The following is a 25,895-nucleotide window of genomic DNA, read 5'->3' as shown; positions in this document are numbered from 1 at the left end:
TGCAGACGCATTACAATCTGCACCATTTCTTCATGATTTTGCATTACAATTTAAGTAAAAATTATATATGGAGGGCTCTCTATGATTGATATACTGCTCGTAGACGATGAACCGCGAATGCTTGAATTATTAACGCTTTATCTTACTCCAATTGGATATAACTGCATATGTGCACAATCCGGAGAAGAAGCGATTTCACATATAGAAAATCAAAACTTTAAATTTATTTTACTCGATATTATGATGCCAAAGATGGACGGATGGGAAACGTGCAAAAAAATCCGCTCATTTAGTAACGTTCCTATCATTATGGTAACAGCTCGTGATCAAACTGTAGATCTCGTCCGAGGATTAAAAATCGGAGCGGATGATTACGTAACGAAACCTTTCCATGAGGAGGAACTTTTCGCAAGAATTGAAGCTGTTTTAAGGCGCACAAATGAACATAAACAAATCCAATATCACGGGATTATATGGGATGAAGCGAAGCACTCCGTTTCTGTCCATAATGAAGAACTTTTTCTTACTCCAATCGAATTCTCTTTACTCGGATTATTTTTACGTCATGTGAACTACGTATTAAGCCGAGATCAGCTCATTGAACGAATTTGGGGATTAAATACAAATACAGAAGATAGAACAGTCGATTCACATATTCGTAATTTGCGTGATAAATTACGAAAAGTAAATTTCCCTATTGATAATCATTTAAAAACTGTGTACGGAGTCGGATATCGATGGGTTGATACTTTAGATTAAGGAGCAAAACGATGAAGCGAATTTCTATTCAGCTCGGATTTTATTTTTTAATTGTTACACTTTTAATCGAAAGTGTTCTATTTGTCTTGCTTTATTATAGCCTTGTCAACAATAGAGTAAATGAAGAAATGACAGCTTTATTAAAGCGCGGAAATAGTCACAGAGATGTCCTTGAAAAGTATTTTGATAAGCAAACAATCTCCCATGTTGCGCTAATGGAATCCGAGGCCGAAACGACTGTTGTTATTACAAATGCAAATAAGGATGTACTAGCTAAATCCAACGAAATAAATACTACTATAAAAAGACATATTGAAAAGATGCAAACACGGACAGATCATGAAGGCGCAATTATAGAGAATCATTGGAAAACATCTAATTATATATGTACAGTTAGTCCCATTGTAATAGATGGAAAACATGAAGGCTATGTGTACATGTTTCTTGGGACAGAATCCATTGAAAAGATGGTGAATGGGCTAACAAGACAATTCATTATTGCTGGGATCATTACTTTTCTATTAACAGCCATCACCATCTTTCTATTATCACGTTTGTTAACAAAACCATTGTTACACATGAAACATGCCACTGAAAAAATGAGTAAAGGAGATTTATCCGTTTCATTAACAACTACTCGAAATGATGAAATTGGTGAACTAGCATCATCTATTCAAACACTCGCAAATGATTTACATTATATGAAAACAGAGCGAAGTGAATTTCTGGCAAGTGTTGCTCATGAATTACGAACACCATTAACATACGTAAGAGGTTATGCTGACATTGCTTCAAAAGAAGCAACATCTCCTGAGCAACGTTTGCGGTATTTATCTATTATAAAAGATGAGTCTGATTACATCACAAACTTAGTTCAAGATTTGTTTTCCCTTGCACAAATGGAACAACATAACTTTTCTATTCAAGTAAAGGAAGTGCATTTACACACCTTCCTGACTCGCATAGCTGAAAAAGTAAATGCCATATATAAAGAAAAACACATTAGAGTTTCTTTCTCTTGTCCTCCTACACTGCTAGTGAACTTAGATGAACAACGCTTCGAACAAGTTGTGGTGAACATTTTAAATAACGCTTATAGACATTCAAAAGAGTATTCTCTTATCCACATTTCTGTTACTGAAGAACATAAAAGTATTTCTATTACAATTGAAGATGAAGGTGAAGGTATTCCGCTTGAAGACCTCCCTCACATTTTCGACCGCTTTTATCGAGTTGATAAAGCGAGATCACGAGCTACAGGCGGAACTGGTTTAGGATTATCTATCGTGAAAGAAATTGTAGAGCTACACGGTGGGAATATTACTGTAATGAGTGAAGTCGACCACGGATCTTGCTTTATTATTTCATTGCCATCTATACAAAAACACGACTACCATCAGTAGTCGTGTTTCTTTATCATCTTACTTTATAATATAAATTTACAAATTGCCCAAAACGTTTCGTATCTGTTAAAGTTAAATGAATTTCCGGGTTCTTATCTTGGAATAACGGAACTCCCGAGCCTAATATATGCGGTGTAATCGTAACAACATATTCATCAATTAAATTATTCTTAAAGAATTCTCTTAGTAGACTTCCTCCACCAACCATCCATATTTTAGATCCTTCTTGCTCTTTCAACCTTTTTGTAAACTCCACTACATCTTCACTTACAAACTCCACGTATTCATTTGAACCTTTTTCTGAGTTAGAGAAAACATAACATTTTTTATCTACATACGGGAATGTTTCCATATGCTCTACTACATAATCGTACGTTCTTTTTCCCATGATTATCGTATCAATTGTTTCATACATTTCTGTATAACCGTTATCTCCCTCTCCTTCTGTTTCCATTAACCACTGTAAATCATCATCTTCTTTGGCAATATATCCATCTAAGCTCGCCGCAATAAATAAAACAATTTCACGTGACATCTCTTTCCCTCCTTGCATCTCATCTTGATAACATATGATGTAAACAATATACTAACAATAAAACATGACAATTTATGTCATGTTAAAAAGAAAAAGGTGATACATTTGTCAAAAGCTAAACGCTTATTAGATATTCTTATATTTGCTTCTGCAAAAAAGACATTTACAGCGCAAGAAATAGCTGATGAATTTAATATTTCCGTTCGTACGGTTCATAGATACATTTTAGATTTGAGTGATATGGGGTTGCCCATTTACGCAGAACAAGGTCGTAACGGCGGCTATAAAGTATTAACGAATAGAGTCATTCCCCCTATTTTATTTACGGAAGAAGAAGCAGTCTCCATCTTTTTTGCATTTCAATCTTTAAGCTACTACCGAGACTTACCTTTTAATACAGAAATCAATTCCGTTACACACAAACTGTACAGCTCTCTACAACATGATGCGAAAGCGAAAGTTGATAAAATACGCTCTTATATTGCTTTCTGGAATCCGAAGAGAACAATTGATACACCTCTTTTAAATGAAGTGTTAACCGCGGCTATTGAAAATAAAGATTTACACTTTCAATACGAATCTAAATCGGGGATAAAAACAAAACATGTTCATCCTATCGGTGTATATGCTCATGACGGGCTATGGTACTTACCATCCTACGACTTCAGTAGAAAAAAAGTATTACTGTATCGCGTTGATCGTATTCTTTCTTTATTATCAACAGAAGAAAATAAAGATACGTTCATGAATTTAGAAGAATGGTTCGACTCTAACTCTAACGTCATAAACATTCCTATCCAATTACATGTTTTACTAACAACAGAAGGTGTACGCCAATGTAAAAGCGTTCCTTACCTTGAAGAATTCGTAGTAGTAAACGAAGATGGGACAGGATATATACATTCAACAATTGATAAAGGAGAAATCAATTTTATTACGCCTTTATTTTATAGGCTTGGAAAAGATGCACAAGTGTTAGAACCGACAGAATTGATAGATGGTTTACGTATACGTGCGAAAGAAATTTTACATATGTATGGAGACGAAAAAAGCTGCAAAATATAAGCAGCCTTTTTCGTCCATTTGTTTCTATTATTTTGACTGTTGACGAATATCAAACCACCAACGATGTTTCGCATTCATATTTTCAGTGCCACCATCCCCTCTGTAATGGAAAGCATCAAGAAAGATTGAATCTAGTTTATCCTCATCTACAAAATAACCTAAGTTAACTTTCATCGTTTGTCCTGGTCGGATACTGCCAATATTGTAAAAACTTTTTCCATCTCCGTGAGGTTCTAAATAATCAACTTCACCTGTCATAATACGCGTTGCGTCCATTCCCTCTTCTTTAGCGTATTTCCATGCATTCCCTTCAAATTTAAGCTGTTTTATGGATGGATGCATATAGATTTCTTCTGTCGACTTTTTACCAATATTTTTCACTGTTGTTGTTAAATAGACAAATTTAACATTAACTAATTTCGAATCTACTAATGTATCAATTGAATCTTTACCATTCCCTAATTTATATTCATCTCGTCTGTACGATAGTAATTTTCCCGTCTGATCTAAAGCCTTATTCTTGCTTAATATCTCTAGGCCAAGTTCATTAAAGTTCTCTTGTTTAAAATCTTTGATTGAATCAAAGACTTCAACTTTTTCTATCACATATTCAATTTGGCTGTTATCCATAGATATCGTTACTGGCACCTTTTGTCCTATATGAAATAGTCGTTTACTATCTTTTTTCAATGGAATCACCTTATTTTCTTTCGGTTCAGCTGCTTTGGTAAAGCGATTTTCATCATAATCTGCTATATATGATGCCTTTTCTTTTGACGTAGGCTCAAGGGAAATATTCCCTAACACATCTATCATTTGTTCTTCGTTTATATCTGATCCAATAAAACTTTCTAACATAATCCCTTCTTTCTCAAAAAAGAGAAAGACCTTCCTGTCAAACATTACATTGTTGTTTCCAGTTTCTTTATGAATAATTACTGCTTTCTTACCATTTATCTCTTTTTCTTCATAGCTTTTTGAGTACAAAGTCTGAAAGTCCGCATTTTCCCCTACCCTCCAAAGACTAAATGAAAACCCACCCATTGCGTCATTATCTTTAAATGAATATTTCATAGCAGAGTCATCAATTGCTTCCATATTTTCTGGCAATTTACCAACCTTCAACTTATACCACTTATCACTCTTTTTCGAATCCTTATTTGTTAAGGAAACATTTACTTCGTAATTTTGTTTTTGAACAATCATATTATAGACTTTCACTGCACCAAAAACGGTTGTCGGCATGCCAATCAATAAGCAAGCAGCAGCGATTAACATACGATGTCTTTTACGCTTTTTCTGCGGTTGTCCATCTTTCAGCTTCATTTCTTCCATAAACAATTTCTTTTTGCGCGTATATGTATGTGAAAATTCATGTTGTTCTTCGAGTTTATCAAAATCATCTAAAGCAATTTTTTCAGCAAGTTCATATATTTCTTTGGAGTTCTTTGAATTCGTCATGTTGTATACCTCCTATAATAGTTTGGACTCGTTTTCGAGCGCGTTCAAACTGCTTGCGGACATTGACCTCCGTTATCCCCATAACACTTGAAATTTCTTGATACGTTAAGTTATAGAAGACTTTGTACTTAAACACCTGTCTATTAGATTCATTTAACTCTTTTAGCAATGCATCAATTTGAACCTCAGACATTTTACGTTTTTCCCACTCTTCAATATTTTCATCTACTGCCTCTACTGATTCTCTTTCATATTCTTCTAAAAATGTTTCATGTCGTTTATTTTTCCGGTAACTATCAATCGCCTTGTTTTTCGTGACCCTCAATATGTAACGTTTAAGCTCTTCAGTGCTCAAGCTATGGAGCTTTGCCAGGTTCTTATAAAGAGTAATAAACGTCTCTTGAACCACATCTTCAGCCTGTTGAATATTATTTAAAATAGAATACGCTACATAATAAATCTTTTGTTCATACAACTCATATAGCTCTTCCATCTTTTCATAATCGTTGTTTGTAACCTTCATATAATTCCTCCTCTCACTCTATATAACGAATGAGCACCATACTTTGTGACACTGCAAAATCTTTTTATAGATAAAATTTAATAATAGGATAAACAAAAGCCCAATTTCTCTATTTTAACTGAGAAATTGGGCTTTTTAATATTAGAATTTTCCTGACCGCTACGCCTTTTCAATAAGCAGCATATGCTCTATCGCTTCTTTTAACAAATGCTTAGTCTCTTCAAAATTATGATTGTGCTTTTCTCCCGATTGTACCGTATAAAATTCAGCAAACGAGCGCTCTTTATATCTTGGTACGACATGCATATGGTAATGTGTTAACTCGTTAAATACTCCACCATTTTGACAAACTGTAACTCCATCTGGTTTATATAATGCCTTAATCGCTTTTGCAATAATCTTAGAAGCATCCATAATGGATTTTGCTACAATATCATCTAATTCATCTACTTCTACAACATGTTGTTTTGGCACAATTAAAGTATGTCCTGGATAGAAAGGTGCATGATCTAAAAAGCCTGTTACATAGTCATCTTCATATATTTTATATATAATTTCTTCTTCGTTGGCTAATTTACACCCTAAACATTCCATCATATTTCCCCCTTTATTAAAAACATAAAAACGTGAGAGCCGTATTCTCACGTTTTTATGTTTTATTTTATTAGTTCAATTGTTTCCGTAACCTTTATACTACCTTTTACAGATTGAACAATCGTGCAATTTTTCACTGCCAGTTGCAGTGCCTTGTCCAACTTCTCTTCTGTAATGTTTTGTGCTTTAATTTTATAATGCAAATGAACACTTTCAACTGGTTTTGATAATGCTTCACTTCTACCAATTTCCGTTTCAATTGTAAACGTATCATATGTAATACGTTTCTTTTCTAAAATTGTTCGAAAGACAATTGCACTACATCCTGCGATTGAAGAAATGAGTAATTGTAACGGTGAATACCCGTTTTCTTTTCCAATCGCTAATTGACCATACGATAAATCTGCCTCAATATCATCTTGTTTGATGGTTAGTTTCATTTGTTGTCTCCACCTTCATCGGTTTCTGCCGTTTCTTATTTATATAATAATATATGTAGCAGAAAATGATAAATGGAATACCACAATATAACGCCATTCTTTGTTCTGGAATAAACGCTAAACTAATAACAACGATACTATTTGTAATTAAAGCTAAAATAGGAACGATTGGATATAACGGTGTTTTATATTTTAAGTCCTCTAACTTTCCTCCGCCTTTTATATACTGACTTCTAAAGCTCAGTTGCGACAGGGCAATAATAATCCAACTTGATACAGCTGATAAACCAGCTATAGATAATAAGTACATGTATACTGTATCTTCTGCAAGGAAACTTGTTAATAAAGATAAAGCAGCTACAGCAATTGTTACAACTAGTGCTGTAATTGGAATACCACGCTTATTTACTTTCTGGAAAGACTTTGGTGCCATTCCTTCATTTGCAAGTGACCATAGTATACGAGTTGCCGCATATAATCCTGAATTCGCTACAGATAGTAACGCTGTAATAATAACGAAGTTCATAATATCAGCTGCATATGGAATACCGATTTTATCAAATACAACTACGAACGGACTTTCAATTACGCCTGCTTCCTTCCAAGAAATTAATCCTACTAAAATCGTCATTGTTAAAATGAAGAATAACATGATGCGCCATACTGTATTACGGATTGCACGTGGAATTGTTTTTTCTGGATTTTCACTTTCTCCCGCTGCAATTCCGATTAACTCTGTTCCTTGGAACGAGAAATTAACTGTAATCATTGTAAGTAATACGGCAGCTAGTCCATTCGGGAATAATCCACCATCGCTTACAAAGTTAGAGAAAAGAGGTGCTGCTTCTTTTCCGTCATATGATATAAACCCTAATAATGCACTACCACCAAGAACAACAAATGCAAGAATTGTAATTACTTTAATACTAGAAAACCAAAATTCTAATTCAGCATAACTTTTCGCCGAAATTGCGTTTGAAGCATATAAAATAACACCGAATACAAGGCACCATACCCAAACATCAACATTCGGAAACCATCTTTTCATCATTAAACCGATTGACGTTAATTCTAGTCCTACTGTTACTGCCCAGCCAAGCCAATATAGCCAACCGATCATAAAGCCCGTTCCTGGTCCAATAAACTTCGTCGCATACTTTTGGAAAGAACCTGAAACTGGCATTGCTACCGTTAACTCTCCCAGACAAAGCATTGTTAAATACATAATAAATCCGCCTACTAAATATGAAAGGATGGCTCCCCCTGGTCCAGCCTGATTAATGGTGTAACCCGAACCTAAGAAAAAACCAGTTCCGATTACACCACCTAGTGCGATCATAAATAAATGTCTACTCTTCATCGTACGATGTAATTTCTCATTCGTTTGTTGCTGCATCTAAATCCTCCCCCTACCAATACCCCTATATCTTGTTAAAATTTTCTGATAATAAAAATATACACGAAAGCGATTACATTTTCTATATAAAATTAAAACTTTTCTGATAAAATAATATAAAAAATCGAATTATTGCAAGATTTAGATTCTATTTAGAGGAAAATAAGGAGAAACAAGGAAAAAACTCTTACATATATTGTAAGAGTCAACGGAGTTCTAACCTTCTCGATAAAATTGATAAACTATAATTTACGATAAAATACATACAAGCTACTACTATAAACGTTGGAATCATATAATTTACATTTTGTCCGCTAATAATTTGAGCATTATGAATAAGCTCTGGCAGTGATATAACGACTGCTAGCGCTGTATCTTTCAGCAATGAAATAAACTGACTGACAAGCGGCGGAACCATTCTTCTTAATGCTTGTGGTAAAATAATATGCCAAAGCGCTTGAACATACGTTAATCCTGAAGATCTTGCGGCCTCAATCTGTCCTTTTTCAATCGATAATAGACCACTTCGAACAATTTCAGATATCATTGCTGCTTCAAATATTGTTAACGCAACAATTGTAGCTGTTATAATTTCTAATTTCAATCCTGCTTCTGGAAGTGCAAAATACGTGAAAAATATAATTAAAAGTAGTGGTAAGTTTCGAATGACTTCAACAATAATCCCCAATATTTGTGAGACGACAGGGATTTTCATGTAGCGCAATATTCCTATTACACTACCAATAATAAAGCTAAGTACAATCGCTACGAGCGCTACCTCTAATGTGATGAGTAACCCTTTTAATAAAAAGAGAATATGATCACCTGTTATTGCTCCCTTAAAATCCATTTACACCGCCTCCTTTGCTAAGCGTTTTTCTAAATAACGCACTAACATACTGAGCGGAATTGTTAATATTAAATAAAACATCCCGACAAATATATAAACGTCGAACGTAACAAACGTCTTCGTTGAAATTAAATCTCCTTGATACATTAAATCCATACCAGCGATAATTCCGAGTATGGAAGAGTTTTTTACTAAATTGAGAAATTGATTTCCTAGAGGAGGAATTACGATTTTCATCGCTTGGGGTAAAACGACATGGTACATCGCTTGCGTGTAAGTCAATCCTGAAGAACGTGCTGCCTCCATTTGGCCTTTCGCGACTGATAAAATACCAGCGCGAATGACTTCCGCAATAAACGCTGCTGTATATACGGTAAGCGTAACTGTTCCTGCTACAAAACCATTTAAAGTAATTCCTATTACAGGTAAAGCGAAATAGAATATAAATGCAATTAATACGAGCGGAATATTTCTTACAAATTCTACAATAGCAGCTCCCAACCAATTTAAAATGCGAATCGGTGCAATACGCATTACCGCTAATATTATGCCTAAAATAAAACTGCCTATTAATGCGATTACACTAGACATCACTGTATATTTAAATCCTTCTAAATACATATCAATGTTATTCGTTAATATAGAAAAATCAGGCACATATTCTCCCCTCTTTCTTTACAAGAAGAGGATGAGTGCTCTCATCCTCTCGCTTTTACTATTTATCACTTTACTTCTCTGGTTTTTGCCCAATCCATTTCTCATATAATTTGTCATACTCTCCGCTTGCTTTCATGTCTTTAATTAAACTATTAATCTCTTTCGTTAAATCATCTGCACCTTTTTGCACTGCAATTCCGTACGGCTCATCCGTAAAAATTTTCCCGACAACTTCATAATTTGAATCTTGTTTTGCCATGCCGTAAAGAATTGCATTATCTGTTGTTAAAACATCACCTTTTCCTGCTTTTAACGCTGTAAATGCCTCACTATAATTTTCAAATTCTAATACAGTCGCTTCTGGTGATTTTTGGCGAATGTTATTTGTAGACGTTGAACCTTTTACTGCTAACACTTTTACGCCCTTTTTCACATCATCAATACTTTTAATATCGCTCCCTTTTTTCACGAGTAACGATTGCCCTGCTTTAAAATATACATCTGAAAAATCGACTTCTTTTTTACGTTCTTCTGTAATTGACATTGTTGCAATAATTGCATCAATGTCACCGTTTTTCAGTAGTGGAATACGCGTTTTAGATGTTACCTCTTTCAACTCTAGTTTCTTTTCATCCCCAAGAATCTTTTTCGCAAGCGCCTTTGCAACATCAACATCAAATCCTTCTACCTGCCCTGTTGAAGGGTTTTTCAATCCAAATAAGTTCGTATCATTCTTCACCCCAACTACTAATTTCCCGCGCTTCTTAATTTGCTCAACAGCCCCGCCTTGCTTCGTATTCGTTTCTTTCGCCTCATCTTTTTTACTTCCGCACCCAGCAACGACAAGTACGAATAAACATGAAAATACGATTAACGTAAACAACTTTTTCATTTTAAGCATAAAACTCCTCCTTTAATGGTTTAACACTCGGCTTAAAAATAGACGCGCTCTTTCTTGTTCAGGACTTGCAAAAAATTGCGCCGGTGTTGTATCCTCAATGATTTTGCCATCATCCATAAATAAAATCCGATCGGCTACCTCCCGCGCGAATCCCATCTCATGCGTGACAACGACCATCGTCATCCCTTCTTTAGCTAGCGTTTTCATAACATCAAGTACTTCCCCGATCATCTCTGGATCAAGAGCAGACGTAGGTTCATCGAATAGCATAATCTCCGGCTGCATCGCAAGCCCTCTAGCAATTGCCACCCGTTGCTGTTGTCCTCCAGATAATTGATGTGGATACACGTTAGCCTTCTCTGGAATTCCTACTTTCTCTAAATAAAACATCGCTGTTTGTTCTGCTTCCTCTTTTGAAATTTTATTTACTTTAATAGGTGCTAATGTAATATTTTGAAGAACTGTTTTATGTGGATATAAATAAAAATGTTGAAAGACCATTCCGATATTTCGGCGTAATTCATTCATATCTGTTTTCGCATTGTGTACCTCCGTATTTTGTACAATTAACTCTCCATCTGTAATTGACTCTAACTGGTTTATACACCGAAGTAATGTACTTTTTCCTGATCCTGAAGGCCCAACAACTACTACCACTTCACCTTTTTTCACTTGCACATTAATATCTTTTAAAACTTGAAAGGTACCATAATATTTATTTACGTTACGAAACTCTATCAACATACTCACCCCTTCCCCTAACAAAGCATGTACATTCTTTTTATATTCAAAAATAGGCAAAAAAATAACTTCCAGCCTCATTTTGTCCATAAAAAAAGCAAAGGAATTTCCCCTTTGCTTTTTCATTTCTATTCCATTACGATACTTCTTCTTTCTTATCTTTTCCATATTCATGCTCCCAGAAATCAGCATTTTTAATTCCTAATGGCCCTGGATCGAATACTGGATCTTTTCCTTCTTTTTTCTGCTTTTCATAATCCTTTAATGCAACTAATGCAGGTTTTTGTAATAGTAAAATCGCAATGATATTTACCCACGCCATAATTCCTACACCGATATCACCTAAAGCCCAAGCTGTTGCTGCTGTTTTTATACAACCGTAGAATACAGCTCCTAAAAATACAAACTTTAGTACCATGGACATCCAAGGACGGTCTTTATCACGATTTAAGTACGCGATATTCGTTTCTGCAATGTAGTAATACGCCATAATTGTTGTAAAGGCAAAGAATAGTAACGAGATTGCAACGAAACCGTTTCCAAATCCAGGGAAAACAGATTCTACTGCCGCCTGTGTATACCCCGGTCCTGGCTGAGCACCATTTAATTTATTTACGATAAAGTTTTTTCCGCTTGCATCAAATACGTTATACATGCCTGTAATAATCATCATAAATGCTGTTGCTGAACAAACAAATAATGTATCAATGTAAACGGAAAATGCTTGCACTAAACCTTGCTTAGCTGGATGTGATACTTCAGCTGCTGCCGCTGCATGTGGCCCAGTTCCTTGCCCTGCTTCATTAGAATAAATACCACGTTTTACTCCCCAAGAAATTGCTAAACCGATAATACCACCAAATGCTGCTTCTAATGCAAACGCACTTCTTATAATTAACATAAATGCTTCTGGCAATTTTTCAATATTCATAGCGACAATAACACAAGCTACTAAAATATACCCAACAGCCATAAAAGGTACGACAACTTGCGCTACGTTAACAATTCTCTTTACTCCACCGAAGATGATAAGAGCTAATACAACAACCAATAAAGCCCCTGATAATGTAGTGTTAATTCCAAAAGCTGTCTCTAAACTTACAGCGATACTATTTGCTTGCACACCCGGTAATAAAAGCCCCGTTGCTAGAATTGTCGCTGCCACGAATACTAAAGCATACCATTTAACCCCTAAACCTTTTTCAATGTAATAAGCAGGTCCACCGCGAAACTGTCCTTGATGTTTCGTCTTATATATTTGTGCGAGTGTAGATTCTACATAAGCTGATCCTGCTCCTAAAAAGGCTACTGCCCACATCCAAAATACAGCTCCTGGTCCACCGAAGGCAACCGCTGTTGCTACCCCAGCTATATTCCCTGTCCCAACACGCCCTGATAATGAAAGTGCTAACGCTTGGAACGAAGAAACACCAGCCTCTGATTTTTCTCCTTGAAATGTCAGTTTCACCATTTCTCCTACATGTCTTACTTGTAAAAACTTCGTTCGAATAGAAAAATATAAACCTACCCCTAAACATAAATAAACAAGTGCTGGACTCCAAACAATATTATTTAACCAATTTACGAAAGCTTCCAACATTCCCCCTCCTTCTTTATAAAGAATATTCAGAATATATATAAAATTATAAGTGTATACCGAATCTAGGACAATATTATTTTAATAAAGTAAACATATTTTTGTATAAAAAAACAAAGTATATATTTGTTTTATATACTTTGTTTTGAACAGAATGTATTATATATTCACAATTGCTTCTTTTTTTATAATTCTTTCGTATAGCTCTTCTGATAATTTCAAGAAGTTATCAGGCATATCTTTCCCTTTAAACTTCTTTTGAATCGTGCCATATAAACCTATATCGCGTAAACGTAAAAATAACAGCAATGATTCATACCAACTATCCGCTAGCTTATGTTCATATTCGTATCCTTTTCTTAACACTTGTAATTGTTTACGAGCAAAATCGGTCTTCTCTTCCGCTGTCCACGGTGTAAATAGAACAGAGTAATAAAGAACCATCGCTAAATCGTGTATAAAGTAATTATAAGCCGCATCATCAAAATCAAAGATTGTTAGCTCTTTACCATCATAATGAAAATTACCTGGATGAATATCACCGTGTATAAGGCCGAACGTTTCTCTTTCAATTGGAAGAGCCTTTATCTCAGCCATTAATACCGCAGCGATCTTTTTCACTTGATCATCTTCTAATTCATTAACAATCCCACTCTCATCTTCTTCCCACGTATCACGATGATCCGTTTTAGGATAGTTCATTGTTAGACGATGCAGTTGTCCAATCGCTTTTCCCCATGCTTCAAAGAGAGGCTCGCCCCAATAAGGCGATTCTTCTCCTTTTACTTGCTCCCCTTTTGCATATGTAAATAAGGAAGCGAAAAAGAAAGTCCCATCCTCTGCTCTGATTTCTTCTACAAGATTTTGAGATGCTGAATAAAGGGGTCCTGCTACCTTTGCCCCATTCTCCGCAACATATCGTAAAAAATCTAGTTCAGCTTCGACTTCTTTTTTAGAACGATGAGAAGAGTGGGTTAAACGCAATACGTAATCTTCGCCACGATTACCCTTTGCCTTAAAAATATAATTTTCAAAATCTCCAAGTGGCTTTTCTTCCACTGTTACATGAAATGTCTTTGCTGCTCTTGCTAAAATTTCTTTTGTAAAAACTCGTTCTACTGCTATTTCCATATGTATCCCTCCTATATATCTTCTTAATTCGACACAAATGTGAGAAGTACTGCTATGAAATTGAATAATGCGTGGACAATCATAGCCGATAAAATAGAATTTGTTTTCTCATATAATCCAAGCATAAATTTCTCACAAAAAACAAAAATTAACAGAAGTAACTTTATTCTAAAGAGGTGGAAATTATGACAGAGCAAAAAGAACAACAAGAGAGTACGGATCAAAAGCATATGTTTCCATCACTTCCGGAAAACATTAATTATATCGAAAATAAGCTCTGTCATTCAGACGATATAAAAAAATTGGATCTCCCTTTTCAAAACGGAAAAGGAGCAATCCTATATATCGAATCTTTAGCAGACCCAAATCTAATTCATCAATTAGCCCTTGAGCCTTTATTGACGCGGTCAGATTTAGCTTTAGATAAAGCTTTTTCTACATTAAATATGAAAAAGGAAACGAATTTAAATTATGGCGTGCAGCTCTTATTACAAGGCAAATCATTATATTTTCATGAACAAGTCGACAGTTTTTGTATTTTCGAAACAGCTTTATCTTTAAAGAGAGATATAGCAGAGCCTGATAATGAAGGCATTGTACGTGGACCACATACTGGTTTTGTAGAAGATTTAGCAACCAATTTAGCTTCCATTCGTAAACTCATAAAAAGTCCAAACGTCGTCGTTAAATATTTCACACTTGGTGAAGAAATGCATACGAAAGTGGCAATTGCTTATATGCAAAATATAGCGAATGACGATTTAGTTACAGAAGTGAAAAGAAGGTTAGAAACGATTAAGACAGATGCACTTATGCCTCCAGGATATATACAAGAATTTATAGAGGATACGTCTTTTTCACCATTTCCGCAGCAATTAAATACAGAGCGTCCAGATAGGACCGCTGCAAATTTAATGGAAGGACGAGTTGCTATTTTATCTGACGGTGATCCAACAGCTCTCATCGTTCCTGTTACATTATTTGCTTTCTATCAATCACCAGATGATTATAATAACCGCTGGATTGTCGGTTCTTTCGTCCGAATGATTCGGTTAGTGAGTTTCTTAATTGCTTTTCTCTTACCAGCTATATATATCGCAACGGTTGCTTTTCATCCTGATGTGTTGCCACTTGAACTCGTTTATACAATTAAAGCTTCATTAGAAAAAGTACCGCTCCCTCCTATTTTTGAAGCTCTCTTAATGGAACTGATTTTCGAGTTATTACGAGAAGCTGGTATTCGTCTGCCAAGCCGCGTTGGGCAAACAATCGGTATTGTAGGCGGTTTAGTAATTGGTGATGCAATTGTAAAAGCCGGACTCGTTTCTTACACAATGATTATCGTTGTAGCTTTAACTGCAATCTCATCTTTTCTCGTTCCATCAAACGATATGAGTTCAGCAGTTCGAATTCTTCGTTTTCCATTAATGCTCCTTGCTGCCCTATTCGGATACGTAGGAATATCATTCGGTCTCATTATAACTTTCGTTCACCTATGTCAGCTTCATTCTTTTCATACACCATATCTTTCTCCTGTTGCACCAATGCGGATTAAAGATATGAAAGATTCTTTTGTAAGACTACCAATTTGGTCATTTTGGGAACGACCACATGATCCAAAACCGAAAAAAATGCAGCGCCAACATGTAACGAGAGAGGATGAGGACGGTGACAAACACGCAAAGTAAAATTTCGCTTGTTCAATTTACCTTTTTCGTTATTCAATGCCAAATTGGAGTGGGTATACTTTCTCTCCCAAACCGTCTTCACCCAATAGCAAAAGGTGGTGGATGGATTTCTGTACTCATCGCTGGGCTTGCAATTCAGATTATTATTTTACTTATGTGGCTTTTCTTAAAAAGATTTCCTGATGCAGATATGTATGAAAGTGTTTGTATGCTATTTGGTAATAAATTTGGAAAATTATTAGGTTTTCTTTATGTTTTTTATTTCACTCTTATCGGTATGACAGTTATGTTAAGCGCTTGTAATGTCATTAAAGTTTGGATATTACAAGCTACTCCTTGGTCTGCCATTCTCATGCTATTTACAATAGCTTGTTGTTATGTAGCTTATAACACGTTTAAAGTCATCGTACGATTTTATGTCATGGCCTCTATTCTTATTTTACCTATGGCACTTTTAATTGGACTTGGGCTCTCACGGGCTGACTTTTCTTATATTTTTCCAATTACAGAAGCTGGATGGTGGAATATTATTCAAGCATCCAAAGAAACCATTACAGCTATGTATGGTTTTGAAATTTTTCTTATCGCTTTCCCCAAAGTAAATGGGAGTTCTATTGCAAAACTGAAGGCAATTTCTATCGCTAATGGATTTGTAACTCTTTTTTATACTTTTACTGTTTGGATTTGCTTTATCGTATTTAGTCCGAAACAAATTGAGCTTATTCCAGAACCAGTTGCTTACTTACTACGCTCCTTGCATATCGGAATTATAGACCGAACTGATTTACTATTCATACCAATATGGATGATAACAGTTGTGGCTTCTATTGCTAGTTATTATTGTGCCGCTTCAATCGGCATTGGACATATATTCAATCTTGCTAACCATAAAAAGGCTGTTCCAATCGTTGGTATTATTGCTTTTAGTGTAGCCTTATTTATCGATACACCAGAGGAATTAAAAGTAATTTCAACTTTCACTGATAAGTTCACCTATATTTTCATCGTTGTCCTCCCTCTTTTATTTCTACTTTATTCAGGAATAAGAAATAAGAAAGGAGAACAATATGTTCAAAAAAAGAGTTAAATTACTTTTTATATTATGTACGAGTTCCCTCCTTTCTGGCTGTTGGGATCAAGAACCATTAAGAGAAGCAAGGTTAGCTTATAGTATTGGATCTGATATTACGGAAGAGAATAAACTCCAGCAAACAATTGAGCTCGTAAAAAGTTCAAGCGGAGAGCAATCTTCATTCGAAAATGAAATACATTCAGCAACGGGGCATAACATAAGGGATACAAGCGATGCTCTAAAAAAAAATGTGACTGGAAATATTCGCTATTTCAAATATGGTGTTCAATTACTAGGAACCAAAATTTTAAAAAAAGGGATACTACCCTATTTAGATGTCAGTTTTCGGGACCCAACAAACCCAACTGCTTTAGTAAAACTTATTGCAGTAGATGGTGAAACATCCGAAATACTGAAAAAAAAGAAGGTCGGAAATTTGTTAATTGGAGATTTTCTAAAGAAAAAAGTGAAAAGCTTAGAAGATATGAGTGTATTTCCAAAAGAAACTTTAGAAACAGCTGCTACAAAAATGGTAGATCCCGGTAAAGACTTTACCCTCCCTTCTATAAAAATAAAAGGAAAAGAAGTAATTACAAACGGATTAGCTTTATTTAACAATGATAAATTGACCGGGCATTTACCTTTAAAACAATCTGTTTTATTCGTATTATTAACTGGAAAAATGGGAACAAGTGCCCGTATAACCCAAAAACTTACTAGCGATGAATCCGAGAAGACATCTGACTATTTAACAATGGAAGTGAGCAATCGGAAATTAAAACGAGACTTAAAAATAACAACAGATAAAAAAGGAAATGTGTATGCTCACATTAAGCTTCAATTAAAAGTTATAGCTCTTGAAGCTCCGAGAGATAATCTTTACAAAATGGATGAAAGAAAAAAACTAAATAAGGAACTATCCAAACAGCTCACGAAAGAAGCGAAAAAAATAACGAAAAAGTTACAAAAGGCAAATTGTGATGCTTTCGGAATTGGTAGACATCTTATCGCTTATCATCCTGACTTATGGAAGAAGAAAAATTGGAATAAAGATTATGCAAAAGTAAAATTCAAACCTGAGGTAGAGGTAAACATTTTGTACAGTGGTGTCCTAAAATAAAAAGGTTGTATGCCGTATGGGCATACAACCTTTTTATTTCGTATATCGATATACAATTGATTCATATGGTCTTAAGTTAAGTTTTGTAATGTCCTTGCTGGCATCTCTATAATTTGACAGTAGTATTTCTTGTTTCATTCCATCTAATTGAACGTGCGCTGGTACAGAGTACGTTATTTCTTCTCCATAGAAGTTATTTATAACAAGCAGCACTTCACTTTCTGTAGTACGAGTATATGCCCAAATCTTAGGATCATTTTTATCTAAAATAGCATATTCTCCTTCTGTAATTACATCATACGTTTTTCTAAGTTCTATTAACTCTTTATAATGATAAAATACAGACTCTTTATCTTCTAATGCCTTCTCTACGTTTATTTCTTTAAAGTTCTCAGCCACTGAAATCCAAGGTGTACTTGTTGTAAAGCCACTGTTCATCTCTTCATTCCACTGCATTGGAGTACGGGAGTTGTCACGAGATTTTTGTTTTAAAATCCCGATAATCTCTTCTTTTGATAATCCTTCTTCCAGCTTTATATCATATATATTTAACGATTCCACATCACGATATTGTTCAATAGACTCAAAATTAGGATTCGTCATACCGATTTCTTCGCCTTGATAAATATAAGGCGTTCCTTGCAACATATGCATCGCTGTCGCTAACATTTTCGCAGATTCATTTCGGTACTCTCTATCATCACCAAAGCGTGACACAATACGAGGCTGGTCATGATTACACCAGAATAACGCATTCCATCCTCCGCCCTTTTGCATTTCAATTTGCCAATTAGACATAATCTCTTTTAATTTAATAAAATCAAAATTCGCTTTCGTCCACTTATCTCCATTTGGATAATCTACTTTTAAATGATGGAAACTAAACGTCATACTTAATTCATTACGCTCAGGGTTTGAATATTTAATACAATTATCAATTGTCGTAGATGACATTTCTCCAACTGTAATTACATCTTTCCCTTCAAAAACATTTCGGTTCATTTCTTGTAAATATTCATGAACACGCGGGCCATCTGTATAATATTTACGTCCATCGCTTGTCGCTGTACTTCCGTCATCATTTAAGAATTGTTGATCTTTTGAAATTAAATTAATAACATCTAATCGGAATCCAGTTACCCCTTTATCAAGCCAAAAGCGCATCATATCATATACTTCTTCACGAAGTTTTTCATTTTCCCAATTTAAATCGGCTTGCGTCTCATCAAATAGATGTAAATAATATTGCTCTGTCTTTTCATCATATTTCCAAGCAGACCCACCAAACTTAGATTGCCAATTATTTTTTTCATCACGCCAAATATAGTAATTACGATATGGACTATTTTTATCTTCCTTCGCTTCTTTAAACCACTTATGCTCCGTCGAACTATGATTTACAACGATATCAAGCATAATTTCAATGTTACGTGCTTTTGCTTCTTCTAAAAGCTCTTCAAACTCTTCCATCGTTCCGTAAGATGGATCAATACGGTAGTAATCACTTACATCGTATCCATTATCATTTTGTGGCGATTGGTATATCGGTGTTAACCAAATATAATCTACTCCGAGTTCTTTTAAATAATCTAGTTTTTCTGTAACCCCTTTTATATCACCGGTTTCTTTATTGTAATAGCTATTAAAGCTCTTCGGATAAATTTGATAAACTACACTTTTATGCCAATCCTTCATGTTTAACTTCCTCCTACTTCTGTTTTACTCGTTTTGCAAATAACCACGTTAACGTAAATGGGATTACAACTGCGATAATCATTCCGACAATAAACATGGGAATCGATTTCGGAATGATAGAAATAAATGCTGGTAATCCGCCAATTCCGATAGCCGGTGCTAATACACCATTTAACGTAATAAATATTGCTGCCACAGCCGATCCTATAATTGCTGCATAGAATGGGAATTTATTTCGTAAGTTTACACCAAACATAGCTGGCTCTGTGATACCGAAATATGCCGAGATTGCTGATGTAGATGCCATACTTTTATCATTTTGATTTTTAGAAATCCAGAACATCGCAAGTGCCGCACTACCTTGCGCAATGTTAGAAAGAGCAATCATTGGCCAAATGAATGTACCACCGTGTTGTGCAATTAATTGTAAATCGATAGCAATAAACATATGATGCATACCTGTAATTACAAGTGGTGCATATAATGCTCCAAACAATACTGCCCCAACTACTGGTACTGTTTCATATACACCTACTAATCCTACTGTTAATAAATCTCCAATATGACGTGTAACCGGACCGATAATTCCTAATGCTAATACACCTGTCACAACGATTGTTGTAATTGGTACAACTAATAATTGAATTGCATTTGGTACATGTTTCTTTAAAAAGATTTCTACTTTACTTAATACAAATGCTGCTACTAAAACAGGTAAAATTTGTCCTTGATATCCTACCTTCTCAATTTGGAACAGTCCTAAAATATTGAAGTACTCAATCTTTTGACCATCTAAACCAGTCGCTGCTTTTCCGTAATCCCAGGCATTTAATAAGGCTGGGTGCACAAGCATTAATCCCATAACAATCCCTAGTATTGGACTACCACCAAAACGCTTCGTTGCTGACCAACCGACAAGTGCTGGTAAGAATACGAATGCTGTATTGGCCATCATATTAATTAAATCCCAAAGCCCGCCTAAGTTTGGATACACATCTAATAAATTTTTCCCATCAAAAAATAAGTCCTTTGCGCCTAATAGATTGTTAATACCCATTAGTAAACCAGCTGTTACGATTGCTGGTAATATCGGCATAAATACATCTGAAAATACTTTTACAAACTTTTGAGCTGGATTTAACTTTTGGTTTCCAGAATCTTTTACATCAGCTACTGTCGCTTCCTTCATACCTGCAAGCGTTATCAATTCAGCATATACTCGATCAACATCTCCTGGACCGATTACAATTTGAAATACCCCAGCGTTATGAAACGCTCCCTTCACTAATGAAACAGACTGCAATTTATCGTTATCTATTTTACTTTCATCCTTTAAAGCGATACGGAGTCTCGTTACACAGTGCGCAGCTTGTTCAATATTGTCTTTCCCGCCAATATACTGCAACACTTCCTCTGCTGTTTTACGATAGTCTTTCCCCATATTCCCGTCCCTCTTTTCTTTTTTTGATACCGTTTACAATTACATATTAACTCGTATATATAAGTTAGTCAATACTCGTATATACGAGTTTGTCATTTTTTATAAAAAAAGAGATGAAACGTTATTACGTTCCATCTCCTTATTTTCTCCGCGCCACATCCGAAAAATGAAAAATATCTAAGCGGTGGCGGGATTCTGTATATTCGAACTGACTTCCATCATACAAATGCGTAAAGTTTTTCACGACAACAACATAATCTGTTCCATTTAAATCTAAATACTTCCTATCGTCCTCTGTACATGGTTGCACTTCAATTACTCTCTGTGAGTAACTAATATGAAGACCTAGTTCTTTCTCAATATATTTATAAATGGACCCCGCTGCAATTTCACTCGTTAATCCAGGAATATATTCCGATACAAAATGATTAATATCCAAAATTACTTTTTCTCCATCAATATTTCGTACGCGTTTAATATGATCTATGTCTGTTTTCTCTTTCACATTTAATAGCTTTGCAACCTCTTTTGTCGCTTTTACTTTCTCCATTTCCACGACTTCTGTAATACAATGGCGTCCTAAACGTTCATTTTCTTCTTGGAAACTTACAATACCACCAAAGTTGAATTCAATGTTTTTTCGCTTTAAAACAAAAACACCTTTTCCGTGTATTTTTTGAACATATCCACGTTCTTGTAATAAATCTACAGCTTTTCTTACAGTACCGCGGCTCGCTTCATATTGCTTCATTAATTCAGTTTCTGATGGGATTTTGCATCCCTCTTTTAATTGCCTATTATCAATAGAATTACTGATTTCTGTATAAATTTGTTCATACTTACTCATCATCTACAATAGCCCCTTGTCACCTTCTAGTTCTATATGTATTATACCATGCTACACTCTTCTGCCAATCTCTCACTTATTTTCCAGTATAGGAAAAATAAAGGTAAATATTTAATCTCTAAAACGTATTTTTATAAAAATTTTTATATTTTTCTTTTCATTCAAAAAAACATGTAGTATACTAACTTCAAAATCAGAGGAGAAAGGGAGCAAAGAACTATGCTTACTTATACAACAATTGTAGTTACATTTGCACAAAAACATCATCATCATACGTAACCCTTGAAACCTAGCGGAAAAATTACGCGTAGGTACAAGGGTTATTCCCGTTGTACCTACGTTTTGGCGAAGAGCCATGTAGGTATTTTTTATCTACATGGCTCTTTTTTTTATTGCCAAAAAGCTAGTAAAAAATGATGTTTAAGCAAATCTTACTACAAAGGAGTTAACAAAAATGGAAACGAAAAAATGGGGATTATGGGTTTTAACAGCTTTTGTTATCGGAAATATGGTTGGCGGTGGCGTATTTATGCTCCCAGCAAATTTAGCACAAGTATCAGGTCCAATGGGTTCTACACTTGCATGGAGTATTACAGGACTTGGCGTATTTATGATTGCACTCGTATTTGGAAATTTAGCAATCCGAAAACCAGAATTAAAAGCGGGGCCACAAAGCTATGCTCAAGCGATGTTTCCTTCAAAAAAAGCGGGTAAAGTTGCAGGATATAGTATGGCATGGGGATATTGGGCTGCGAACTGGGCTGCAACAGCATCTGTTATTATTTCCTTTGCTGGATATTTATCAACATTCTTTCCAGTTTTACAAAGTAAGCAAATTCTCTTTTCAACGAACGGATTTTCACTAGAACTTGGAAAAGGATTAACGTTCCTCGTATGCAGCCTTATGTTATGGGGAATTCAATATATTCTTTCTCAAAATATTGATCGTGCTGGAAATATGAATCTTCTTGCTACTATTGCAAAAATTATCGGATTTACAATGTTTATTGTAATCACATTATTCATTTTCAACGCCTCTAATTTCGGAGACGGGCAAACATTTATGAATGAAGCAGGACAATCCATTTCTTTAGGTGGACAAATCAATTCAGCTGCTATTGCAACACTTTGGGCGTTCATCGGTATTGAATCGGCTGTCATGCTTTCTAATCGTGCAAAATCTCAGCGCGATGTAAAAAAAGCTACCATTTTTGGATTAATTATCGCTCTTCTTATTTACATGTCAATTACTCTACTTACAATGGGTGCTCTCCCGCAAGATGCTTTAAAAGAGTCTCAAAAACCATTAGTAGACGCATTAAATTTAGCAATTGGCAATAAAGGTGCCTATATCATGGCTCTACTTGCACTTGTATCTTTATTTGGATCTACAGTGGGCTGGATTGTTGTTAGTTCAGAAGTACCTTACCAGGCTGCAAAGAACGGACTTTTCCCTAAGCTGTTCGCAAAAACAAATAAAAAAGGGAGTCCTTCAAAATCATTATTGATTACAAATGTGATGACGCAAATTTTCTTATTTTCAACGATTTCTGGTACTGTATCAGAAGCTTATAATTTCGCTATCGTTGTAGCAACATTAGCTTATTTAATTCCATACCTTGTTTCGACGCTGTACCAATTCAAATTAGTTATTACAGGAGAAACGTATGATATAATGCCCGGTTCTCGAATAAAGGACGGGATCATCACTACATTAGCATTTGTATACTCTATTTGGGTTATAAAAACGGGAACTGCTGATTTAAAAACGTTCTTCTTAGGCATCGGATTGTTCGTATTAGGTCTTATTCTTTATCCAGTACTAATGAAAAACTCCCAAAAAATGAATTAAAAAAAGAGAAGCTACCCGCTTCTCTTTTTTATTCAAAATCTGTAATTAACTTTTCTTTTAACTCTCCTACAGATAAAGGTTTCGCATAATAAAATCCTTGCACATAATCACAACCCATAGATTGTAATAAACTTTCTTGCTCTACTGTCTCTACCCCTTCAGCAACTACTGCTAGATTTAAGCTATGGGCAATTTCAATAACAGATTTTACAATCGTTCGCTCTGGCTGTGCATGATCATAATGAAATTCACGAATAAAATTACGATCAATTTTCACTATATCCAGCGGTAATTGTTTTAAATAATATAAGGAAGAATAGCCCGTTCCGAAGTCGTCTAAAGCAATTAAAATACCCATATTTCTTAATTCTTGTAATGTGGCAATAATATAATCAAAATGACGAACAGCAATGCTTTCCGTTATTTCTAAAATTAAACGATTCGCAGGAAAACCAGTTCTCCTTAAAATACTACGTACAGATATAATAAAACGCTTTTGCATTAATTGTTGTATGGATAAATTCACAGATAACTTTAGTCCATCTTCATACTCCGGCAATGTTTTAAACAAGCGGCATGACTTTTCTAATACCCAGTCTCCTAGTTTTATAATAAGTCCAGATTCTTCAGCTACTGGAATAAATTCGCTTGGTGAAATCGGTCCTTCTTCTGTTGAACAACGTGCTAAAGCTTCAATACCAGTATATTTCTTTGTTTTCAAATCAATAATAGGCTGCAACGCCACCTCTAACTCTTCATCACGAATTGCCTTTTGCAAAGCAAATTCAATTTTCATTCTACGATTTATTTTCGCACGTAACTCACCTGTAAAGAAGCAAGCTGCATTTCTCCCCTGTTCTTTCGCACTATACATAGCTAAATCCGAATTCTTCAATAGAGTTTCTACATCTTGTCCATCTTGCGGATATGAGCACAGTCCTAGACTAGCTGAAATGTATACTTCATGACCTTCAAGCATAAATGGTGCCTGAAAGCATGACAATACAGATGTCGCTAGCTGCCTCATCTCATCTTGTGTATGATTTTTTGTTAACAACACAAATTCGTCGCCACCCAGCCTAGCCAGAACATCTTTCTCTCCTAGCACATAATGCAACCGTGAAGCAACTTCGCTTAAAAGTAAATCTCCTATCATATGACCTAGCGTATCGTTTACTAATTTAAAACGATCCAAATCAAAATAAATCATACCAAACTCTTTTTTATCTGCAATCAATTCGTTAACAGTCGTTATTAATTGTAAACGGTTCGGTAAACTCGTTAAAGCATCATGATACGCAAGCTCCCTATAACGACTTTCACTTAACCGCAACCTCTGTTCTGCTTCTTTCCTACTACTAATATCATTTCGGATCGCAATAAATTGATATGGCTCTCCTTTTTCATTTAAAAATGGAACAATTGTTGTTTTAACCCAATAATATGTACCATCTTTTGCTTGATTTCGAATCTCACCTCTCCATACTTTTCCGCTCAAAATACGCTTCCATAGCATTTGAAAAAATGTTTTCGGGTGATGTCCTGAATTTAAAATACGATGATCTTTCCCTATTAACTCTTCTCGTGTATATTTGGAGATTTCACAAAACTTATCATTTACATATGTAATAAGACCCTTTCGGTCTGTAATCGCAACAATTGAAGACTCATCTAATGCTAACTTTAAATCTCGCAATGAAGATTCATATAATGCATGACCTCTTTGTTCTAGCATGCGCATCTCTCCTTGCTTCCTATCTGACTAAAACACAACTTGTTTCTTTTCATAGAAATAGAGACATTTCATTTCCTAATAATCGTCCTTTACATACATCACGTTTTGAAATATGCCGATTAAAATAACATAATATTATTTGTAATAAAAAGCAATATAATACCGTTTCAATTATAAATAGTTGTTTCCTATCGCTATACTTAGCTTACCTTATTATAGCTTCTTCATTCTCTTACATACCTTTATAACTAGCTCTATACAACCCTAGTTTCCTACTAATTCTACTTACATCTAACCTTTTTACTTTACTAGCGAAATAGACATTTGAGCACACTATACAACTATTCCTGAATAAGAATATAGAAATTAAAATTAGTATATATGTTTTAAAA

Annotated in this window: 23 protein-coding genes and 1 pseudogene; 7 read left to right on the top strand and 17 right to left on the bottom strand. The window is 35.0% G+C overall.

What is annotated here, in order from left to right; genetic code table 11:
* Positions 1 to 81: 81 nt before the first annotated feature.
* The gene (locus tag ACTFRN_RS17600) at positions 82 to 759 is read left to right on the top strand and encodes a response regulator transcription factor (protein ID WP_000565452.1); all 678 of its coding nucleotides are present in this window, start codon (positions 82 to 84) and stop codon (positions 757 to 759) included.
* 11 nt (positions 760 to 770) lie between these two features.
* The gene (locus tag ACTFRN_RS17595; RefSeq protein WP_000822569.1) at positions 771 to 2,162 is read left to right on the top strand and encodes a sensor histidine kinase; all 1,392 of its coding nucleotides are present in this window, start codon (positions 771 to 773) and stop codon (positions 2,160 to 2,162) included.
* Positions 2,163 to 2,175: 13 nt separating this feature from the next.
* Here ACTFRN_RS17595 and ACTFRN_RS17590 read toward each other — a convergent pair whose 3' ends face one another.
* Positions 2,176 to 2,697: a dihydrofolate reductase family protein gene (locus ACTFRN_RS17590; RefSeq protein ID WP_000085774.1), complete on the bottom strand. Its 522-nt coding sequence runs from the start codon at positions 2,695 to 2,697 to the stop codon at positions 2,176 to 2,178.
* Between the two features lie 105 nt (positions 2,698 to 2,802).
* On the opposite strand from ACTFRN_RS17590, the gene ACTFRN_RS17585 reads away from it, so the two are divergent.
* Positions 2,803 to 3,762 carry a helix-turn-helix transcriptional regulator gene (locus ACTFRN_RS17585; protein WP_000030247.1) on the top strand — a complete coding sequence of 320 codons (960 nt, stop codon included), beginning with the start codon at positions 2,803 to 2,805 and terminating at the stop codon, positions 3,760 to 3,762.
* A gap of 27 nt (positions 3,763 to 3,789) precedes the next feature.
* On the opposite strand, the gene ACTFRN_RS17580 is transcribed toward ACTFRN_RS17585, so the two are convergent.
* The 12 genes and pseudogenes from ACTFRN_RS17580 to ACTFRN_RS17525 all read right to left on the bottom strand — a co-directional run.
* The gene (locus ACTFRN_RS17580; protein WP_000185104.1) at positions 3,790 to 5,223 is read right to left on the bottom strand and encodes a DUF4367 domain-containing protein; all 1,434 of its coding nucleotides are present in this window, start codon (positions 5,221 to 5,223) and stop codon (positions 3,790 to 3,792) included.
* Positions 5,189 to 5,746, bottom strand: a complete 558-nt coding sequence (locus tag ACTFRN_RS17575) for an RNA polymerase sigma factor (RefSeq protein WP_000869281.1) — start codon at positions 5,744 to 5,746, stop codon at positions 5,189 to 5,191. Before ACTFRN_RS17575 ends, ACTFRN_RS17580 begins: the two co-directional genes overlap by 35 nt.
* A gap of 159 nt (positions 5,747 to 5,905) precedes the next feature.
* Positions 5,906 to 6,340, bottom strand: a complete 435-nt coding sequence (locus ACTFRN_RS17570; protein WP_000388967.1) for an HIT family protein — start codon at positions 6,338 to 6,340, stop codon at positions 5,906 to 5,908.
* 62 nt (positions 6,341 to 6,402) lie between these two features.
* Positions 6,403 to 6,780: an OsmC family protein gene (locus ACTFRN_RS17565; protein WP_000778861.1), complete on the bottom strand. Its 378-nt coding sequence runs from the start codon at positions 6,778 to 6,780 to the stop codon at positions 6,403 to 6,405.
* A complete protein-coding gene (locus ACTFRN_RS17560; protein ID WP_001187349.1) occupies positions 6,755 to 8,176 on the bottom strand; it encodes an amino acid permease in 1,422 nt (473 codons plus the stop codon). Before ACTFRN_RS17560 ends, ACTFRN_RS17565 begins: the two co-directional genes overlap by 26 nt.
* Positions 8,177 to 8,381: 205 nt before the next feature.
* Positions 8,382 to 9,026 (bottom strand): amino acid ABC transporter permease, encoded by a 645-nt coding sequence (locus ACTFRN_RS17555; protein ID WP_000345968.1) that lies wholly within the window; start codon positions 9,024 to 9,026, stop codon positions 8,382 to 8,384.
* Positions 9,027 to 9,683 carry an amino acid ABC transporter permease gene (locus ACTFRN_RS17550; RefSeq protein ID WP_001112660.1) on the bottom strand — a complete coding sequence of 219 codons (657 nt, stop codon included), beginning with the start codon at positions 9,681 to 9,683 and terminating at the stop codon, positions 9,027 to 9,029. It abuts the gene before it with no gap.
* A gap of 70 nt (positions 9,684 to 9,753) precedes the next feature.
* On the bottom strand, positions 9,754 to 10,584 hold the full coding sequence (gene glnH, locus ACTFRN_RS17545) for a glutamine ABC transporter substrate-binding protein GlnH (RefSeq protein WP_088106345.1): 831 nt from the start codon (positions 10,582 to 10,584) through the stop codon (positions 9,754 to 9,756).
* Positions 10,585 to 10,596: 12 nt separating this feature from the next.
* On the bottom strand, positions 10,597 to 11,325 hold the full coding sequence (locus tag ACTFRN_RS17540) for an amino acid ABC transporter ATP-binding protein (RefSeq protein WP_014893317.1): 729 nt from the start codon (positions 11,323 to 11,325) through the stop codon (positions 10,597 to 10,599).
* Positions 11,326 to 11,461: 136 nt separating this feature from the next.
* Positions 11,462 to 12,922 (bottom strand): alanine/glycine:cation symporter family protein, encoded by a 1,461-nt coding sequence (locus ACTFRN_RS17535; RefSeq protein WP_014893318.1) that lies wholly within the window; start codon positions 12,920 to 12,922, stop codon positions 11,462 to 11,464.
* Between the two features lie 159 nt (positions 12,923 to 13,081).
* On the bottom strand, positions 13,082 to 14,053 hold the full coding sequence (locus ACTFRN_RS17530) for a phosphotransferase enzyme family protein (protein ID WP_088106344.1): 972 nt from the start codon (positions 14,051 to 14,053) through the stop codon (positions 13,082 to 13,084).
* A 23-nt stretch (positions 14,054 to 14,076) separates the two neighbouring features.
* Positions 14,077 to 14,169: pseudogene (locus tag ACTFRN_RS17525) on the bottom strand (CPBP family intramembrane glutamate endopeptidase); the annotation flags it as partial.
* Positions 14,170 to 14,238: 69 nt separating this feature from the next.
* Between ACTFRN_RS17525 and gerKA the strand changes: the two are divergent.
* The 3 genes from gerKA to gerKC are packed head-to-tail and all read left to right on the top strand — an operon-like array spanning position 14,239 to position 17,933.
* Positions 14,239 to 15,741 carry a spore germination protein GerKA gene (gerKA, locus tag ACTFRN_RS17520; RefSeq protein ID WP_000139252.1) on the top strand — a complete coding sequence of 501 codons (1,503 nt, stop codon included), beginning with the start codon at positions 14,239 to 14,241 and terminating at the stop codon, positions 15,739 to 15,741.
* Positions 15,722 to 16,828 carry a GerAB/ArcD/ProY family transporter gene (locus tag ACTFRN_RS17515; protein WP_088106343.1) on the top strand — a complete coding sequence of 369 codons (1,107 nt, stop codon included), beginning with the start codon at positions 15,722 to 15,724 and terminating at the stop codon, positions 16,826 to 16,828. The genes gerKA and ACTFRN_RS17515 overlap by 20 nt, the downstream gene beginning before the upstream one ends.
* On the top strand, positions 16,809 to 17,933 hold the full coding sequence (gene gerKC / locus ACTFRN_RS17510; protein WP_088106342.1) for a spore germination protein GerKC: 1,125 nt from the start codon (positions 16,809 to 16,811) through the stop codon (positions 17,931 to 17,933). Before ACTFRN_RS17515 ends, gerKC begins: the two co-directional genes overlap by 20 nt.
* 33 nt (positions 17,934 to 17,966) lie before the next feature.
* Here gerKC and treC read toward each other — a convergent pair whose 3' ends face one another.
* The 3 genes from treC to treR form a co-directional block, all read right to left on the bottom strand.
* Positions 17,967 to 19,628, bottom strand: coding sequence for an alpha,alpha-phosphotrehalase (treC, locus tag ACTFRN_RS17505; protein WP_088106341.1), 1,662 nt, complete (start codon positions 19,626 to 19,628; stop codon positions 17,967 to 17,969).
* Positions 19,629 to 19,641: 13 nt separating this feature from the next.
* Positions 19,642 to 21,069 carry a PTS system trehalose-specific EIIBC component gene (treP, locus tag ACTFRN_RS17500; RefSeq protein ID WP_000513945.1) on the bottom strand — a complete coding sequence of 476 codons (1,428 nt, stop codon included), beginning with the start codon at positions 21,067 to 21,069 and terminating at the stop codon, positions 19,642 to 19,644.
* 139 nt (positions 21,070 to 21,208) lie between these two features.
* On the bottom strand, positions 21,209 to 21,919 hold the full coding sequence (gene treR / locus ACTFRN_RS17495) for a trehalose operon repressor (RefSeq protein WP_000987250.1): 711 nt from the start codon (positions 21,917 to 21,919) through the stop codon (positions 21,209 to 21,211).
* A gap of 451 nt (positions 21,920 to 22,370) precedes the next feature.
* Here treR and ACTFRN_RS17490 point away from each other — a divergent pair, with 451 nt between their 5' ends.
* Complete coding sequence (locus tag ACTFRN_RS17490) at positions 22,371 to 23,768, top strand: amino acid permease (protein ID WP_061402094.1); 1,398 nt, start codon at positions 22,371 to 22,373, stop codon at positions 23,766 to 23,768.
* A 28-nt stretch (positions 23,769 to 23,796) separates the two neighbouring features.
* Here the strand turns inward: ACTFRN_RS17490 and ACTFRN_RS17485 are convergent, their stop codons facing one another.
* Complete coding sequence (locus ACTFRN_RS17485; RefSeq protein WP_088106340.1) at positions 23,797 to 25,503, bottom strand: putative bifunctional diguanylate cyclase/phosphodiesterase; 1,707 nt, start codon at positions 25,501 to 25,503, stop codon at positions 23,797 to 23,799.
* Positions 25,504 to 25,895: the final 392 nt, after the last annotated feature.

Origin of the sequence: Bacillus cereus group sp. MYBK245-2 (assembly GCF_051916145.1) — a bacterium.
Taxonomy (GTDB): domain Bacteria; phylum Bacillota; class Bacilli; order Bacillales; family Bacillaceae_G; genus Bacillus_A; species Bacillus_A pacificus.
The sequence above is the reverse complement of the archived record's forward strand: the minus strand, read 5'-3'. Positions and strand labels throughout refer to the sequence as shown.